At 39.3% G+C, this 17,215-nt stretch carries 14 protein-coding genes; 12 read left to right on the top strand and 2 right to left on the bottom strand.

The genetic code is table 11. The features are described from left to right. Window positions 1-34: 34 nt before the first annotated feature. Window positions 35-1,474, bottom strand: coding sequence for a PTS mannitol transporter subunit IICB (locus NSR00_RS10610; RefSeq protein WP_340788649.1), 1,440 nt, complete (start codon window positions 1,472-1,474; stop codon window positions 35-37). A gap of 290 nt (window positions 1,475-1,764) precedes the next feature. Between NSR00_RS10610 and NSR00_RS10605 the strand changes: the two genes are divergently transcribed. The 10 genes from NSR00_RS10605 to NSR00_RS10560 all read left to right on the top strand — a co-directional run bounded on the left by NSR00_RS10605 (window position 1,765) and on the right by NSR00_RS10560 (window position 12,793). Next, entirely contained in the window at window positions 1,765-3,540 is a 1,776-nt protein-coding gene (locus tag NSR00_RS10605) for a putative bifunctional diguanylate cyclase/phosphodiesterase (RefSeq protein ID WP_340789220.1), read from the top strand. A gap of 333 nt (window positions 3,541-3,873) precedes the next feature. Further along, the gene (locus NSR00_RS10600) at window positions 3,874-5,133 is read left to right on the top strand and encodes a hypothetical protein (RefSeq protein WP_340788646.1); all 1,260 of its coding nucleotides are present in this window, start codon (window positions 3,874-3,876) and stop codon (window positions 5,131-5,133) included. 498 nt (window positions 5,134-5,631) lie between these two features. Then, entirely contained in the window at window positions 5,632-6,648 is a 1,017-nt protein-coding gene (locus tag NSR00_RS10595) for a LacI family DNA-binding transcriptional regulator (protein WP_340788642.1), read from the top strand. Between the two features lie 38 nt (window positions 6,649-6,686). After that, complete coding sequence (locus NSR00_RS10590; RefSeq protein ID WP_340788640.1) at window positions 6,687-7,250, top strand: shikimate kinase; 564 nt, start codon at window positions 6,687-6,689, stop codon at window positions 7,248-7,250. Window positions 7,251-7,313: 63 nt separating this feature from the next. Next, window positions 7,314-8,300 (top strand): HD domain-containing phosphohydrolase, encoded by a 987-nt coding sequence (locus NSR00_RS10585; protein ID WP_340788636.1) that lies wholly within the window; start codon window positions 7,314-7,316, stop codon window positions 8,298-8,300. Between the two features lie 179 nt (window positions 8,301-8,479). Further along, complete coding sequence (locus tag NSR00_RS10580; protein ID WP_066250024.1) at window positions 8,480-9,022, top strand: helix-turn-helix domain-containing protein; 543 nt, start codon at window positions 8,480-8,482, stop codon at window positions 9,020-9,022. 26 nt (window positions 9,023-9,048) lie between these two features. Next, window positions 9,049-10,128 (top strand): ABC transporter ATP-binding protein, encoded by a 1,080-nt coding sequence (locus NSR00_RS10575; protein ID WP_066250021.1) that lies wholly within the window; start codon window positions 9,049-9,051, stop codon window positions 10,126-10,128. After that, complete coding sequence (locus tag NSR00_RS10570) at window positions 10,118-10,909, top strand: ABC transporter permease (RefSeq protein WP_063386810.1); 792 nt, start codon at window positions 10,118-10,120, stop codon at window positions 10,907-10,909. Before NSR00_RS10575 ends, NSR00_RS10570 begins: the two co-directional genes overlap by 11 nt. A 10-nt stretch (window positions 10,910-10,919) precedes the next feature. Then, entirely contained in the window at window positions 10,920-11,723 is an 804-nt protein-coding gene (locus tag NSR00_RS10565) for an ABC transporter permease (protein WP_063386809.1), read from the top strand. Window positions 11,724-11,737: 14 nt separating this feature from the next. Further along, window positions 11,738-12,793, top strand: a complete 1,056-nt coding sequence (locus NSR00_RS10560; protein WP_445659578.1) for an ABC transporter substrate-binding protein — start codon at window positions 11,738-11,740, stop codon at window positions 12,791-12,793. Window positions 12,794-13,076: 283 nt separating this feature from the next. On the opposite strand, the gene NSR00_RS10555 is transcribed toward NSR00_RS10560, so the two are convergent. Further along, window positions 13,077-14,045, bottom strand: coding sequence for a hypothetical protein (locus NSR00_RS10555; protein WP_340788629.1), 969 nt, complete (start codon window positions 14,043-14,045; stop codon window positions 13,077-13,079). Window positions 14,046-14,205: 160 nt separating this feature from the next. Between NSR00_RS10555 and NSR00_RS10550 the strand changes: the two genes are divergently transcribed. Continuing rightward, entirely contained in the window at window positions 14,206-15,408 is a 1,203-nt protein-coding gene (locus NSR00_RS10550; protein WP_340788626.1) for an MFS transporter, read from the top strand. Between the two features lie 280 nt (window positions 15,409-15,688). Beyond that, the gene (locus tag NSR00_RS10545; protein WP_044897903.1) at window positions 15,689-16,915 is read left to right on the top strand and encodes an IS110 family transposase; all 1,227 of its coding nucleotides are present in this window, start codon (window positions 15,689-15,691) and stop codon (window positions 16,913-16,915) included. Window positions 16,916-17,215: the final 300 nt, after the last annotated feature.

Genomic DNA, 17,215 nt, shown 5'->3' with positions numbered 1-17,215 from the left:
CACCCCTTTTAAAGTGCACAGCTGTGCAATCTGCTTATGACTGTTCTTTTAATTTTTCTAGCAGTTCATCGTACTTAGGGCTGTTTAAGAAATTCTCAACAGAAATGTGTGTTGCATTTGGAAGCTTTGCTTTTGCTCTATCTGTTAAATCTTTATGTGTAAATACAATGTCTGCGTCATCAGGCAAATTGTTGATGGCAGTGTTTGTTACTTCGATATTTAACCCAGCTTTTTTGACTTTGTTTCGCAAAATGGAAGCGCCCATTGCACTGGATCCCATGCCTGCGTCACAAGCAAAAACAATCTTTTGGACATTGTCTAATTCATTTTCTTGCAGCTCGGCATCTTCACTGTCTTTTTGCGCTTGATTTGTGAGCATTTCTGCTGCTTTGCTTTCTTTACCTTTTAATTGCTGCATTTTCTCTGCTGCTGCTGATAAGTCTTCCTTGCTGTCTGCTTTCGCTGCTTTTAAGATGATGCTTGAGATGAGGAATGAAACAGCAGTTGCAACAATAACACCAGCCAACACACTTATATAATGTCCTTTTGGAGTCATAATCATTAATGCAATAATACTTCCCGGCGAAGGCACTGCCACAAGTCCGGCATCAAAAAGTAAGAATGTTAACACTCCGCTCGCTCCGCCGGCAATAGCAGCTAAAATTAATAATGGTCTCATTAAAATATAAGGGAAGTAAATTTCGTGAATTCCGCCCAAAAAGTGAATAATGGCTGCACCAGGAGCAGTTTGTTTTGAATTTCCTTTTCCAAACAGCATATAGGCAAGCAAAATTCCTAGACCTGGCCCTGGATTCGTTTCAAGCAAAAATAAAACGGATTTGCCTGTTGCTGCTGCTTGTTCAATTCCGAGCGGGCTTAAAATTCCATGATTAATCGCATTATTTAAAAACAGCACTTTTCCGGGTTCAATAAATATACTTGCGAGCGGAAGCAGGTTGGCATCGACAATGAATTTAACTCCGCCTGCCAAAATGCCGCTCAAAGTTACGACAATCGGGCCGATTCCTAAAAAAGCAATAATCGTTAAAATAGCGGCGACAATACCAGCTGAAAAATTGTTGACAAGCATCTCAAATCCGGATTTAACTTTTCCTTGGAACAGTCTGTCCACTTGCTTTATAATATACCCACCAAGAGGCCCCATTATCATGGCACCTAAAAACATGGGAATGTCCGCTCCAACGATTACTCCCATCGTTGCGGTTGCACCCACAACTCCTCCGCGCAGATCATACACCATGCGTCCGCCGGTAAAACCAATTAGAAGCGGCAACAAATATTGTATCATCGGATTCACTAGTTTTGCTAAAGCTTCATTTGGTGTCCAACCAGTCGGTATAAATAACGCAGTGATGAGTCCCCACGCAATAAATGCACCGATATTTGGCATAATCATTCCGCTTAAATAACTGCCGAATCTCTGTATTTTTACTTTAATATTTGATTCTGCCATTGTGTTCACCCCTTTTATTTTTTTTAGAATAATGTTTCTACATTTTAAATTTTAAAGCGTTATCATTGCGAGTCTCAATTTAAAGAAAAGTCAAGTTTGTCACTTTTGCTGCTGACAAAATTTATTTGAAGTTTAACCAAACGCATGCTTTTTATCCTTCTTTTTAGCTATTTTTTGTCATCTATCAGATGACAAATTTCCTGTATTTTATTACTATAAATGTAACTTCTATTTTCTGTATAAGGTGCTTGAAAATGGAATCGTATTATGTGGAGGGTATCGTAGTGGGGATGAAAAGACACGAAGCTCTGGAAGAGATTGAGAGAGTGCTGGGTATACGGGCTGTTGAAGTGCTGAATCATGTTGGAGAAGAATACTTTCGCTCCCTTGTTAAGTATATTGCAGAAACATTACATGCGCCAATAGTCCTTGTCGGAGAAGTGGACGAAACATCTTCAAAAATAAATGTACTAGCAATGTATCGAAACGGAAATTTGTCTGATGGAGATGTTCAGCCAATACTAGCTTTGGAAAGTTCTTTAAAGGAAGCGAGCTTTTACGAAAAATTTATTCACCAGTTATTCTCTAGAATAAAGGGAGATATAGAAGGCGCCGGTTATTTGGAAATACCTCTTAAAAGCAGCAAAGGGGAGATCATTGGGCTCATTTTTATTATAAACATAGAGACGACGGAGACAAAGGAGAAAGCCGAAACGATTTTTCGCTTGTTTAGGGATCGGACCGCAAAGGAAATAGCTAGGAATAAAAAGGAAAAAAGATTATTAAAGCTGGCACACTACGATTCGTTGACTAATTTATTAGAACGGGCTACTTTTCGAAAAATGGTTGATGAAGAAATAGGAAAACATCCTGAAATAAAAAGAGGCTTTTTCTTTATTGACATTGACAATTTTAAAATGATCAATGATTCTTTCGGGCATAAGAAGGGAGACGAGCTGTTAGTCAAATTTGCAAAACGATTAAAAGACATAATGAAAAACGAAAACGCGCTTCTTTGCCGCAATAGCGGCGATGAATTTGTCATCATGCTGAGAGATGTAGAAAAGGATCAAGTTTATAATTTAGCTGCAAACCTTGTCAATGAGCTTCAATATCCACTAATTTTAGGAGAAAATGCTGTGTTTATCACAGTAAGCATAGGAGTTTCTTTTTTTCCTGAGCATGGCCACAATGCAGACACACTGATCCATCATGCTGACTTAGCCATGTATGAGGCAAAAAAGGATGGGAAAAGCACATATCGCTTCTATCAATCTTTTATGGAGCATCATTACGAACGTTTTCTCCTGAAGCAGGAGCTGTGGCGCGGTATTGCCAATAACGAGTTTGTCTTATATTATCAGCCAAAAGTTGACATCATTCAAAGGAGAACCATCGGATTTGAGGCTTTAGTTCGATGGAATCACCCGGAGAAAGGGTTTCTTTCCCCATCAGAATTTATTGAGTTGGCTGAAGAAGATAATACGATTGAATTGATAGGAAGCTTAGGATTGGATGAAGCGTGTAAACAGCTTAAATGCTGGCAGGAGGAATTTAGTAATAAACAATTAACGATTGCGGTCAATATGTCGGCACGTAAATTTTTTCATAGTGATTTAGTTCATCAAGTCCAGGAATCGATTTCAAAATACAAGCTGCCGTATTCTTCGCTTGTCATCGAAATAACGGAAACAACGGCCATAAAAGATTTTGAACATGCAGTAAAAATTATTCAAAAGCTCCAATCATTAGGTGTGCACATTCATCTGGACGATTTCGGCAAAGGTTTTTCCTCTCTTTATTATTTGAATAGACTTCCTGTCAATGCAATAAAGATCGACCGTTCGTTTATACAACAAATCGGGCAGGGGCAAAAGGAAAATCCAATCGTCAACGCCATCATCGCAATGGCTCATTCTCTAAATTTGGATGTCATTGCAGAAGGGGTCGAAACAAATGTTCAGCTCAAATATTTGCTAGGGAAGGGCTGTCATATTATGCAAGGATACTATTTCAGTAAACCTTTGCCAGCGGATAAAGCCGGGGATTATTTAAGAAGAATGTAAATAATGATTCACTTCTTCCTCCATTTCTCAAGCCGTTTTGGGAGAGGAGGCATTTATTTTTTTGGATCGGCGTGTTATCAGAGTGCGTTTTTTCATATAAAAGATGCCGGCATATCGAGTCCGGTCTTTTTGTTTTGTAAAAATGTTTATGTGTTTGATAGACTGTATTATGTTAAGGGAAGATCCCGTAGATTATGTATTAATATATTTTGAGAAAGAAAGGATGAGAGAAAGGTTTTGCGCATTTTTGTGTATACAGTTTTGATAGCTATTTATATTTTATCTCGTTTTTTTCATGCTCCAGTCATAAGCTATAGCACTGGAGCTGTCGCTTTGGTAGCACTCGCAATTTCAGCGGTTTATGCCAGAGGACTATATCTCATTTCAGGTGCCATATTTTTATTGATTGGATTTGTTTTATTTATTCAAAGTAAGCAGCCATGGCATACGTTTATTTTGCATTTTGAGCAAGTGCTTGGTTTGCTTTCATTGTTTTTCGTATTGCCATTTATGAATTCCATCATTCGTGTCGGAAGGTATGATAAACATTTAAGCTTGTTACTTCAGGATCAAGCTGCTGATCTGAACCATTTATATCGGCGAAGCTCAGGAGTTTGTCATATACTCGGTCTATTTTTAAATATTGCTACAGCTCCCCTTCTTATTAAATCATTAAATGTTATCCTGCGTGATTTGCCCAAAAAAGTGCTAACGAAATTTTATTCACAAAACTTGCTGCGCGCCTATGCTTTATGTCTTACTTGGAGCCCGATGGAGGTGATGGTGAGTTCAACGATAGACATTACAAAAGTGCAGTATTTTATCATTTTTCCAATTTTGCTTTCGATGGCAATCATAATGCTTGGGTTTGATTGGCTCATGTCTTCGTATAAATATAAAGGTATCCAACTCGCCTTTCATACGCCTCATTTTTTTAATAAGAAAAAGGGTTATAAAAAAGCTTCTGAATTAATCGGAATGTTGATTTTGTTTATTTTCATGGTGTCGATTGTTCAACATTTTTTACAAAAAGGCTTTCTGTTTTCTGTTGTATTATTGATTATCCCATTTTCTGCCATTTGGTCTTTGTTTATTAAAAAAGGAAAAAGATATTTTACAGTTGCAATCCAGCATTGGAAAGAGCGGACAAGGGGATTAGCCAATTACTTTTTCATGTTTTTGGGAGCAGGTTTATTTGTAGAAATGCTGGCAGACTCGCAATTACTATCATTTTTAAAACCTGTTTTTGAATTAGGAACTGAAAAGACGTTGATTTTATATAGTACAATAGGACTTTATTTTTTCATTACATCTTTAATTGGTTTTCACCCTTTAGTAGGTTTTGCTTTATTGGCAGAGCTCTTGCAGCCGTTTTTAGTCGACATACCACCAATTCCGCTATCCATTGTGTTAATATGCAGCAGCTTGTCGACTGTGATGTTCAGCCCTTTTAATTTATCAGTATCAATTTTGTCTGATGAATTAAACGCACAATTTTATCGGATCGGTTCATGGAATATAATTTTTGCATTAGGGTACATTGGGTTCGGCATTGTGGTAGCATGTTTTGTTGAAATGTTTTTTATGTATTGACACCGTCTACAATAAAACTTTTAATCTTCTTAAAAAGAGATTATTTTCAAAATTCTCAACAATAAGTATTTTTTAGATCGATCTAAAAAAGATCGGATATTTTATCGATCTAATAAAAGAGTAAACAGAGCCAAATCGATGTGATAAGCAGGTGATTAGATGAGAAAAGCTCAGCCATTTATTAACGGATGTTGGATTTGGTATCCATACAACAGGCAAAGGTGAATCACTTGGAGCCATTTATGAAACGGTTATATGGCGGCTCCCTCCCGCCAGAAGTACATATTTGATCTATGCTCTTGTCTATATATAAACCGACTTCAGCCCATTTTTTCAGGTGATTTGTGGTGCTCCCGCAGCCTGAAGGGAGGTGATTATTTATAACATTTTCAAAGCCGTAAAGCATGGAAATAAACAAATTGACAACGTTTTAAATGTAAAGGTATACTTTTCTCAACTGAATTCGTTGATTAATTGCGTTAGCAGGTGATTAGACAGATGGGACGAAAAAAACAGTCCCGCGTGACGCTGCAGGAGGTTGCAAAACACGCGGGTGTGTCGAGGGCTACAGCTTCCCTTGTTGTTCGGGGCAGCCCAAATATTTCAAAAGAAACAAGAGAAAAAGTGTTAAAATCGATAAAAGAGTTGGGATATATATATGATCGTGTTGCAGCGAATTTACGATCCCACCAATCTTCAACAGTTGGTTTGATTATAACAGAGATCGGCAACCCCTTTTTCTCGGAATTATTGGTGGGTGTTCACGAAGCTTTAGATAAAGAAGGATATACCGTAATATTAGGAACGACGTTTGATTCCCCTGATAAACAAGATGCGCTGCTTGCGACAATGCTTGAATATCGTGTCGGCGGGGTAATTATGAGCCCTGTCCCAGGCAGTTCACCAGATATGGTAGAACGGTTAAAGCAATGGGGGATTCCTGTTATTTTAGTAGCGAGAAAAATGCTGTCAGAAGAGCCGTTTGATTATGTCGGAATCGATAATGTTGCAGGCGGACGGATAGCGGCTGAACATTTAATCGAACAAGGCCACCGCCGCATCGCTTTTTTGAGCGGTTTTTCTAATTCATCAGTATGGACAGACAGGAAAAAAGGATTTTGTGAAGCGATTGAACAAGCCGGGCTGGAAATGGATGAATCGCTGTTTGTCCAATCTCCCGCAACTAGGCAAGGGGGAATAGAGGCGATTAAGCGAGTTATGCAGCATCCTCAGCCTCCAACCGGGGTTTTTTGCTATAATGATGTTGTTGCATCTGGTGTTATGCTTGGATTAAAAGAACAAGGAATAGTTCCAGGCAAAGATGTGGCTGTGGTTGGTTTTGATAATATTCCGGAGTCAGCGGTATTCAGCCCTTCTTTAACAACCATTGCAGCTTTTCCTGATCGGCTCGGTGCAAAAGCTGCTGATCTCTTGCATCGGAGAATGAAAGGTGATGAAGAAGAGGCAAAAAAACTGATTTTACAGCCTGAGCTTGTAGTGCGGGAGTCAAGCTGACACACCATGATGAAGAAATCTAGGGAAGTGGATGCGTTATGAAGGAACATGTAGAAATCCCTCTTCGGGAAAAAAATATTGTTTTAATTGGATTTATGGGAGTCGGCAAAACGACTATTGGCCAGTTGGTCGCGAAAAAGCTGTACCGAGATTTCATTGATGTGGATCAGGAGATTGAAAAAAAGCAAAATATGCCCATCTCGTTAATTTTTCAAAAATTTGGCGAAGATTATTTCCGAAAAATCGAAAAGGAGTATATTGTTGATATTTGCACGAACACACGCTTGAAGGTTGTATCTTTAGGAGGGGGAGCCTATTTACAAGAAGAGGTCCGCAATGCTTGTTTATCAAACTGCATCGTCTTTTTGCTGGATTTATCTTGGGACAGCTGGAGGGATCGAATGCCGCTTTTAGTCGAGAACCGCCCTCTTTTAAAGGAAAAATCAATGGAGGAAATTGAAGAATTGTTTATAAAACGGCAAAATGCATACTCTCTCCATAACTCAAAAGTATCGACCAATAATCTTGATCCTGAAACAGTAGCAGATGAAATTGTAAATTCGGTGAAATTAACGTGGAGCATCTATGAACCGAACCAATAATATGAGATTATTCCTTTAAATGAATAGTTTGCAAGATGAGATTTGGGAAAGGGATTTAAAAACATGAATGTAGAAAACTTATTGTCTCCTTATCTTCAACTGGCTGATGCTGTCATTGTGACAGATAAAGATCATGTTGTCGTCGCTGTTAACGATGCGTATGAACAAATAACGGGATATAAAAAGGATTTCATTGTCGGCAGAAGAGCAGGTGTCATTAAATCTCATTTGACCCCGGAGCAAACTTATGCTTCGATGAAAAAAGCATTATCGGAAAAAAAGCCTTGGTCCGGTGTTTTTGTGAATCGTAAGAAATCAGGAGAATTATGGCACTCATCTATAACGATAACTCCTATTCTAATAGAAGATGAACTGTTTTTTATAGGAATTTTTCGGGAATTGGAGCAGCTGGACAGCGGAGCATACGTTCCGCAGGAGCAAATAGAAGAAACAAAAAAATCAATATTGGAAGTGCTGGCGATTTCTTGTGAAATTCAAGATCCAAGCATTGAGGATCATTTGATCAACGTTCGAAAACTAACTGAAAAGCTCATTTATGCTCACAACAGCTATCATAATCTTAATTTATCAGAAGAATATATGAGAAATGTTGCTTATTCCAGCATTTTGCATGATATAGGAAAAGCTGGCATACCTGAAGGAATTTTATATAAACCAGGACCACTAACAAAATATGAACGCTTAATTATGGAGACGCATCCGTTAATAGGCTTTGACATTTTGAAAAAAATAACAAGCAAACTGAAAGATAACTTTTTAAGGCAAAGCTATAAAGTGGCCGAAAATATTATTCTCTTTCACCATGAAAAATGGAATGGAACGGGATATCCGAAAAACTTGAAAGGAGCAGAAATTCCTTTAGAAGCTAGAATTGTTGCGGTTGTCGATGTGTTTGAGGCTTTAACGAGCAGCCGTCCATATAAAGTTGCATGGCCGATTGAAAAAGCGTTGAATTTTTTAGTGGAGCATCAAAATACGCATTTTGATCCAGATGTAGTGGCCTCATTTCTTACAATTGAACATTTTTAAACGGAAGGAATGTTAAGTTGATCTTCAGCTAAAAATTCCTTCTTTTTTTTGAAAATTTTTTATTGTGTTTTTTGTGTAATTGTGTATAATAAATCGTCGTGAAATAAACAATTTTCGATAAATATATTAATTTTTTTTTACAAAAAGTTTACTAGTATTAAACAAATGAGGTTGTTATGATGAAAATTGGGAGGAAAATTCGAAATTTGCGGATAAAAAAAGGTCTGACGCAAGAAGAGCTAAGCGAACGAACCGATTTGTCTAAAGGATACATTTCCCAATTGGAAAGAGATTTAAGCTCTCCCTCATTGGAAACGTTTCTGAATATATTGGATGTGCTGGGATGCAATCCAAAAGATTTTTTCGATGATGAGGATGCCGAGCAAAAAGTAGTTTACGGCAAAGAAGAACGAAAAGTATTTATTGACCAAGAGAGAGGATATAAGGTTGAATGGATTGTTCCTGAATCAAATGAAAAAGAAATGGAGCCGATTCTTTTAACGTTGTTTGAAAAAGGAGAGTTTAAAGTTTTTGAACCATCCTTATCTGAAACGTTCGCCTATGTTCTGAAAGGAACAATAAAAGTTCGGATCGGAACAAAAAAGTATGTGGCAAAGGAAGGAGAATCCATTTATTATCATGCATCCGATGAGCATCAAATTGTCAATGAGGCAGAAAGCATGTCGCAAGTAATTTTAGTGGCAACTGAATCTTATTTATAATTCTTGATGCGGTTGGAGGAAACGTCATGAACAATAAAACAATTATTCGTTTTGAACAAGTGACAAAAAAATATGATGATGATTTGCCAGTATTGGATAATGTAAGTTTTGAAATCGAACGCGGAAAATTTTACACGTTGCTTGGACCTTCAGGATGCGGAAAAACAACCATTCTCCGTCTAATTGCGGGATTTACGGAACCGACCAGCGGCACGATTTATTTTAACGGAAAAAATATTAACCATGTAACGCCGAACAAACGTCAAGTCAATACAGTGTTTCAAGATTATGCCCTTTTTCCGCATCTGAATGTGTTTGAAAATGTTGCCTTTGGACTTAGAATTAAAAAAATGAAAAAGGATATCATCGAACAAAAAGTAAAAGATGCCCTTCGTTTTGTAAACTTATCTGGCTATGAACAACGGAACATTCAGGAGATGTCAGGAGGACAGCGGCAGCGGGTCGCCATTGCGAGAGCGATAGTCAATGAACCGGAAGTGCTTCTGTTAGACGAACCGTTGTCAGCTCTTGATTTAAAGCTGCGCACGGAAATGCAGTACGAGCTGCGGGAGCTACAGCGCCGGCTCGGCATTACATTTATTTTTGTCACACACGACCAAGAGGAAGCTCTTGCAATGTCTGATGAAATCTTTGTTTTAAATAAGGGGAAAATTCAGCAAAGTGGAACGCCGAAAGATATTTATGATGAACCTGTTAACCGCTTTGTGGCAGACTTTATCGGAGAATCGAATATTGTCGCAGGAAAAATGATTCAAGATTATCTTGTTGAATTTGTCGGAAAGCAGTTTGAATGTGTTGATAAAGGCTTTGCTCCGAACGAGGACGTAGAAGTGGTAATTCGACCGGAGGACTTGGAAATAACAACACCTGAAAAAGGAAAGCTGAAGGTTTATGTGGATTCCCAGCTGTTTAGAGGAGTTCATTATGAAATTTGCTGCTATGATAAGGATGGCAACGAGTGGCTTGTTCATTCTACAAAAAAGGCAGAAGTCGGCGAGGAAATTGGTCTTTATTTTGAACCGGAAGCAATACACGTTATGCGTTTAGAAGAAAATTCTCGTATTGGTGTTGCCGATGAAAAGTAATATTCGCGCTTTATACTTCTTACCATATGTGTTATGGATCTTACTATTTGTTGTCGTTCCGATTCTGCTTATCATTTATTATTCGTTTTTTAACATTGAAGGAACATTTTCTTTTGAAAACTACGAGAAATTTTTCACGCCGGTTTATTTGAAAATGGCGTTAAGTTCATTTTGGTATGCGTTTTTAATTACAGCCTTTTCGCTATTGATCGCTTATCCGACAGCTCTTTTATTAACGAAAACAAAACATAAGCAGCTTTGGCTTTTGTTAATCATTTTGCCGATGTGGATCAATTTGCTGTTAAAAGCATACGCCTTTCTCGGCATTTTTGGAACCTATGGAATAGCCAATCATTTTTTGGAATTAATTGGTGTCGGTGCTAAACAAATATTATTTACAGATTTCAGCTTTGTGTTTGTTTCTGTCTATATTTTCGTTCCATTTATGATTTTGCCGATTTTTAATGCTTTAGAAAAATTAAATCCAACGCTTGTAGATGCAGCTAAGGATCTCGGAGCATCCCCTTGGATTACGTTCCGCCGGGTCATTTTTCCGCTGACGCTGGACGGTGTTAAATCCGGATGCCAAGCAGTGTTTATTCCTGCATTATCGTTATTTATGATTACCCGCTTGATTGCAGGAAACCGGGTAATTACGCTTGGCACAGCAATAGAGCAGCATTTCCTAGTTACTCAAAACTGGGGAATGGGAGCAACCATTGCGGTCTTTTTAATTCTTGCAATGGTGATCATCATGTTTTTAACAGGAAATCGGAAGTGAGGGATGAAAAATGAACAGAAAATGGAAGGTTTCAAATATATATTTAATCATCGTATTTTTCATCTTATACGCTCCGATTTTCTACCTTATTTATTACTCGTTTAACAGCGGCGGAAAAATGCATCATTTTGAAAATTTTACGTTAGACTGGTATAAAGAAGTCCTGCAGGATGTGCGTCTATTGATTATTGTACTGAATACGATTGTAATTGCTTTGCTTTCTGCGGCGATTTCAACGATCATCGGCGTTTTCGGTGCGCTCGCCATTTACTCCGTCAAAACAAGACGGGTGAAAAATACATTGCTTTCGTTCAATAATGTTCTATTAGTCAGTCCTGATGTCATCATCGGAGCTTCCTTTTTAATTTTGTTTACCATTGTCGGCATTCAGCTTGGTTTTATTTCTGTTTTGCTGTCTCATATCGCCTTTAGTGTGCCGATTGTCGTATTGATGGTATTGCCAAAGCTTCAGGAAATGAGCCCGACATTAATCGATGCGGCAAGAGATTTAGGGGCGAGCCAGTGGAATGTCATAACAAAAGTAGTAATTCCCTACATTACCCCTGGGATTTTTGCTGGATTTTTTATGGCTTTAACCTATTCTTTGGACGATTTCGCCGTTACATTCTTTGTTACTGGAAATGGTTTTTCCACTTTATCTGTTGAAATATATTCAATGGCTCGACAAGGCATTTCCCTTACCATTAATGCTTTGTCAACACTCATTTTCCTTTTAACGATTTTGCTTGTGATCGGCTATTATTTCATCACGCTGCGCTATAATCGTCCGGGAAGATTGGGGGGACGGAAATGAAAAAAATTGTGCAGATGTTTGCGATAGTATTTATCGCTTCGTTTGCCATCCTGTTTTTTATTGCGAGACTGAATGCATCTGAAGGCTACTCCGGTGATAATACCCTTACGATTTACAACTGGGGAGAATATATTGATCCGGAATTGATCGACCTTTTTGAAAAAGAAACAGGTATAAAAGTGATTTACCAAACATTTGATTCAAATGAAGCGATGATGACAAAAATTTCCCAAGGAGGAACAACATTTGATATTGCCGTCCCTTCTGAGTATGCCATTAGCAAAATGAAGGAAGAAGGTCTTCTTATTCCGATTGATCATTCGAAAATTCCTAATTTAAAATATATCAACCCCCGTTTTCTAAATTTATCGTTTGATCCGGGGAATAAATATTCCATTCCATATTTTTGGGGAACGGTCGGCATTTTGTATAATCCGGAAGCTCTCGGGGGAAAAAAGATCGACAGCTGGAATGATTTATGGGATAAAGATATGAAAAATCAAATACTTCTTGTCGACGGCGCCCGAGAGGTAATCGGAATGGGGTTGAACAGTCTTGGCTACTCGTTAAATGATACGAACAAAGACCATTTGCTAGAAGCGAAAAAGAAACTGGATAAACTGACTCCAAACGTGAAGGCGATCGTTGGAGATGAAATCAAAATGCTGATGGCAAACGAAGAAGCCGGCGCCGCTCTCGTCTGGTCGGGAGATGCTGCAGATATCATGTGGGAAAATGAGAAGCTAGATTACGTGGTGCCGAAAGAAGGCTCTAATCTTTGGTTTGATAATATGGTTATTCCGAAAACGGCCAAAAACATAGAAGGCGCTCATAAATTTATCAACTTTATGCTAGACCCGAAAGTGGCTGCGCAAAATGCTGAATATGTCGGCTACTCCACTCCAAATGAAAAGGCGCTTGAATACTTGCCGAAAGAGATTTCTGAAGATGAGCGGTTTTACCCGTCCCCTGAATTAACGGATAAATTGGAAGTGTATGAAAACCTAGGGAAACGAATGCTTTCCTATTATAATGATTTATTTTTAGAATTTAAAATGCACTCGAAATAAAAGGAAACCATCGCCATTCTAATTTGGAAGGCGATGGTTTTTTGTTGATTCTGATCTTTGACGCAAGAACGAGCTGTTGTTGGAAAAATATACAGCATAACCCTATCTTTATGCGGCTGTAAAAATAGACGTATAGTAGATGTAATTGGCACGTTGAAGGATGCCGTTTGCAGCATAGAAAAAATGCGCATATGGGCTTTTAAAATCGAAAACAAGAATCGGCACTTTGCCGGTTTCTGCTCATCGCGCTCACCTTTAAAAGAGTTTGGTTATGAACATTTCCTTAGCTGCTGCCGCATCCTCCGCCGCAGCTGCTTCCGCAATTTGAACTGGAGCATCCTGAAGAAGAGCATCCGGAACCTCCTGAATGATCATTGGAATCGCTGAGTGCAGCCCCGCATGCATAAATAGAACCTCCGCTTGTCCCTGCATCCTTATTCAAAAGCTGCGACATTTTTTCTGTATAACTGTCCTGCTCGTACAGCGATAAAAATACCATAGCCGGCAGCAGCATCGAGTACGTATCGTCTGTTTTTATTTCCTTGCGGAGCGATTTGTTTTGCCGTTTCATTTCTTCTGCTTTTTCAATATCGTTTTTCAGCTGTTCAAGCAGCTTTGTTTGTAATGGCTTGATCGGGTCAAACGAACGAAAATATTTATCAAACAGTTTTTCGTCACTAGCTGAGCGAACTTCTTCCAAAAGTGTTTTGCTTAGCGGATTTTTTAAAAAGCCTCCCCACAGCTTCGTGCTGTTTGGATAGATTTCAAATAAGTGCAAATACATCCAATCAAAAAGGGCTCTTTCGTGAGGAATCGGTGTCCGTTCCACATTAGGGCTGTGATGCAGAAATGATCCAAAAAATTTTTTTGAAAAATTTTCGTATTCTTTCGTAAACATAATCATTTCATGCCATATTTCATCCACTTCATCGCTGAACATTGGAACTGATTTTAAAATTCCTGCCAATAAAAAATATCTTTTTAATTCAAATAGGCGCCAGTTAAAGTCCGTTTCGGTCCAATTAGGATGATTTGCTAACACTCTTTTCTTTACTTTTTCCATATATTCTGAGTTTAGAGAGTCTTCCAAACGAGAGATAATTGGCAGCCCTTCTGGAATGCGGCAGGCTAATTTTGTCGGGACAGCCTCTTGAACAAGCTTTAATGATCTTTTTTTCTTCGTTTTATTGATATTGACAACGATGAACATAATGAAAATACCAATGATCAATCCTACTAAAAGCTCAGTCATAATATCCCTCCACAACACTATATATATCTTAATTATACTATTGGAATAGGAAATTTATAGAAACGATTTTCGTGAAACTCGAATATTGTATAATTTCAAAAATATCGTAAAATGGAAAGAGCAAAAAATTCCTATTTAATCATATAGAAAGGTTTTGGCGATGAACGTTCAAAAAATAAATATAGCAGGGAAAAAAGATCATATTATTTTTTTAACAGTTATCTTTTGCTTTTGGTTTTCCATTTATATTTATGTTCCAATCTTTGGGGTTTATTTAGAACATTTGCAGTTTGACTATTCACTTGTTGGCATTATTTTTGGCAGTTACGGCATCACCCAGATTTTGATTCGTTTGCCTCTTGGAGTTTTATCAGACTATTTAGGGCAAATGAGAAAAGGAATGCTTATAGCTGGTTTTTTTATGGCGTTTGCCAGCGGAATCCTGTTTCTTTTCTTTCAATCATTTATCCCGATTTTTATTGCAAGACTTCTTTCAGGAATTACCGCGTCGATGTGGGTAATGGCTACTACATTATACGCTCAATATTTTACGGAAAGTCAATCTTCCAAAGCGATGGGAATTCTCCAGTTTATGACGGTCGTTTCCCAATTTATTAGCATGGCGATCAGCGGGAAAATTGTAGAGTGGTTCGGCTGGGAAATGCCGTTTCTCATTGGGACCGTCATGGCTTTGATTGGTCTTATTCTTTCATTTCGCATTAAAGAAATCGGCGATAAGGTGAATCTTATTGATTTCAAATATATGAGTCAATTAAAATATGTTCTCGGCATCAAGACGCTTTGGGGCATCTCAGCTTTATCGCTTGCCGGACACGGAATTTTGTTTATGACGATTTTTGGATTTACACCGGTTTATGTCTCGAAAATCGGATTTAGTGAGTCCGTGTTTTTTTGGGTCGTCACTTCCTTTTTTATTCCGCATGCAGCTGCATCATTGCTGCTTGCCTATTTTCCTGTTAGAAAGCAAAAACAACTGCTTTTGCTTTCATTTATTTTAAGCGGATTATTTCATCTTCTGTTGCCGTTGTCAAATTCGATTCTATGGATTTGCTTCATGCATATTTTCATAGGGTTTTGGCTTGGTTTTATTTTTCCGCTGCTGCTTGCGATGGTTATTCAAAGCTGTCAAGAAGCATATCGGACGACCGCAATGGGCTTTTATCAATCATTTTATGCAATCGGCATTTTCACTGGTCCGATGTTAGCGGGCTTTATTGCAGATCACATCGGTTTTTATGAAGTGTTTCTTGCAACAGGCCTGCTTGCCTTTGCAGCTGCTTTTCTGTCTTTATTCATTCCAAGCTCCCGCATGGAAAGGAAAGCGGAGCGAATCTCTTCGTAAAGAGATAAAGTGGAATACGAACATTTTTCATATTAGACCCCCATGCCGCAAAAGCGGCACCAGCAGATGATGAAAATAGTTCGTCCATGTATACTTAATCTTAGGCTGGCCAGCGAGGTCGTCTTACCTTGGTGCCATGAGCCCGTTAATTAGACAGACCCCGACGACCTGGTGCACCACAGACTGTTGCTCCCTGGGGAAGCACGCGGGATAGAATGACGTGTATGGTCGTTGCACCGCCAGCCTGTGTTTATTACATGTTAGGCATGGGGGAACGAACATGGACATTATCCATACTCATGTTTGTGGATTAGACGTTCATAAGAAGAACGTCGTCGCTTGTATTATTACTCCGGATCATCAAGAGATCCGCACGTTTTCTACCATGACTGAAGACTTGCTTATGCTTGTAGACTGGATCAAGGCGCATGGCGTCACTCACGTGGCCATGGAAAGTACAGGTTCCTACTGGAAGCCAATTTATAACCTGTTGGAGATGGAAGACATCAAGATTTTAGTGGTCAATGCCAAACATATCAAAAATGTGCCTGGTCGCAAAACAGATGTAAAGGATGCCGAGTGGATCGCTGGACTCTTACGCCATGGATTGCTACAAGGTAGTTACATCCCTGACCGCCAGCAACGGGAGTTGAGGGAACTCATCCGTTATCGTCGCAGCCTGATTGAAGAGCGGGCTCGCGAAATCAACCGCATCCAGAAGGTACTGGAAGGGGCTAACATCAAACTCTCCTCGGTGGCGACCAATGTGCTGGGCAAATCGGGTCGAGCCATGATCGAGGCTTTAATTAATGGTGAAACTGACCCCGATGTGCTATCCGAACTGGCTCAGCGCCGTCTCAAACGGAAGAAAGAGGAGTTGAAAAAGGCCCTGAAGGGCCTCATCGGCCCTCATCAACGCCTGATGCTTAAAACCCAGCTTGAGCATATTGATCACTTAGATGCCTTGATTGAAGAACTGGATGCTGAAATCAAGGAGCGGATGCGCCCTTTTGAAGATGACCTGGAGCGGTTAGATACGATCCCCGGCGTTGGTCGGCGCACAGCGGAGCATATTTTGGCTGAGATTGGCCCTGACATGACACAGTTTCCTTCGGCAGCTCACTTGTGTTCATGGGCAGGAGTCGCCCCAGGGAATAACGAAAGTGCCGGAAAACGAAAGTCAGGGAAAACCCGCAAGGGAAACCAGAAGCTTCGTAGCACCCTGGTGGAAGCCGCCCGTGCCGCTGCTAGGTCCAAACACACCTATCTATCCAGCCAGTACCACCGTATTGCTGCACGCCGGGGGGCCAATCGTGCAGCGGTTGCGGTCGCTCATAGCATCCTGACTATTGTCTACCATCTCCTCAAAAAGAAGCAGACTTACATCGAACTTGGTCCACATTACTACGAAGAACGCAAGCGCCATCAAGTCGCCAGACAAGCGATTCGGAAGTTGGAAACACTAGGGTTTAAGGTCATGGTAGAGCCGTCAAATCAAACAGCGTAGTTAACCGAAACAGTAACCATCAGGTGCATAAACATGACTTATTCCAGCAAATACCAATCTGCTGGTGTTAACACCCCCTGGATTTTTTGTGCTTTTTTCATGGACTTAAATTTTCGGGATAGCGTTGAATCCTATATTGCTTGGGAATATGAAATGACATCTTGCTATAAATGAAAATGGCTGGCTGTTTTTGCACGGAGAGATCAACGGTCTTTTTCATCTATGTATGTTGTTTTTTCAGTTTCAATTCGATAGCTTCCATAAGAACCTCTCAATTTGTAGGGGGCTGTCCAGAAAGTC

The organism is Aeribacillus sp. FSL K6-8394 (assembly GCF_038008865.1).
Lineage (GTDB): Bacteria > Bacillota > Bacilli > Bacillales > Aeribacillaceae > Aeribacillus > Aeribacillus composti.
This window is presented reverse-complemented; position numbering and strand designations above follow the sequence as displayed.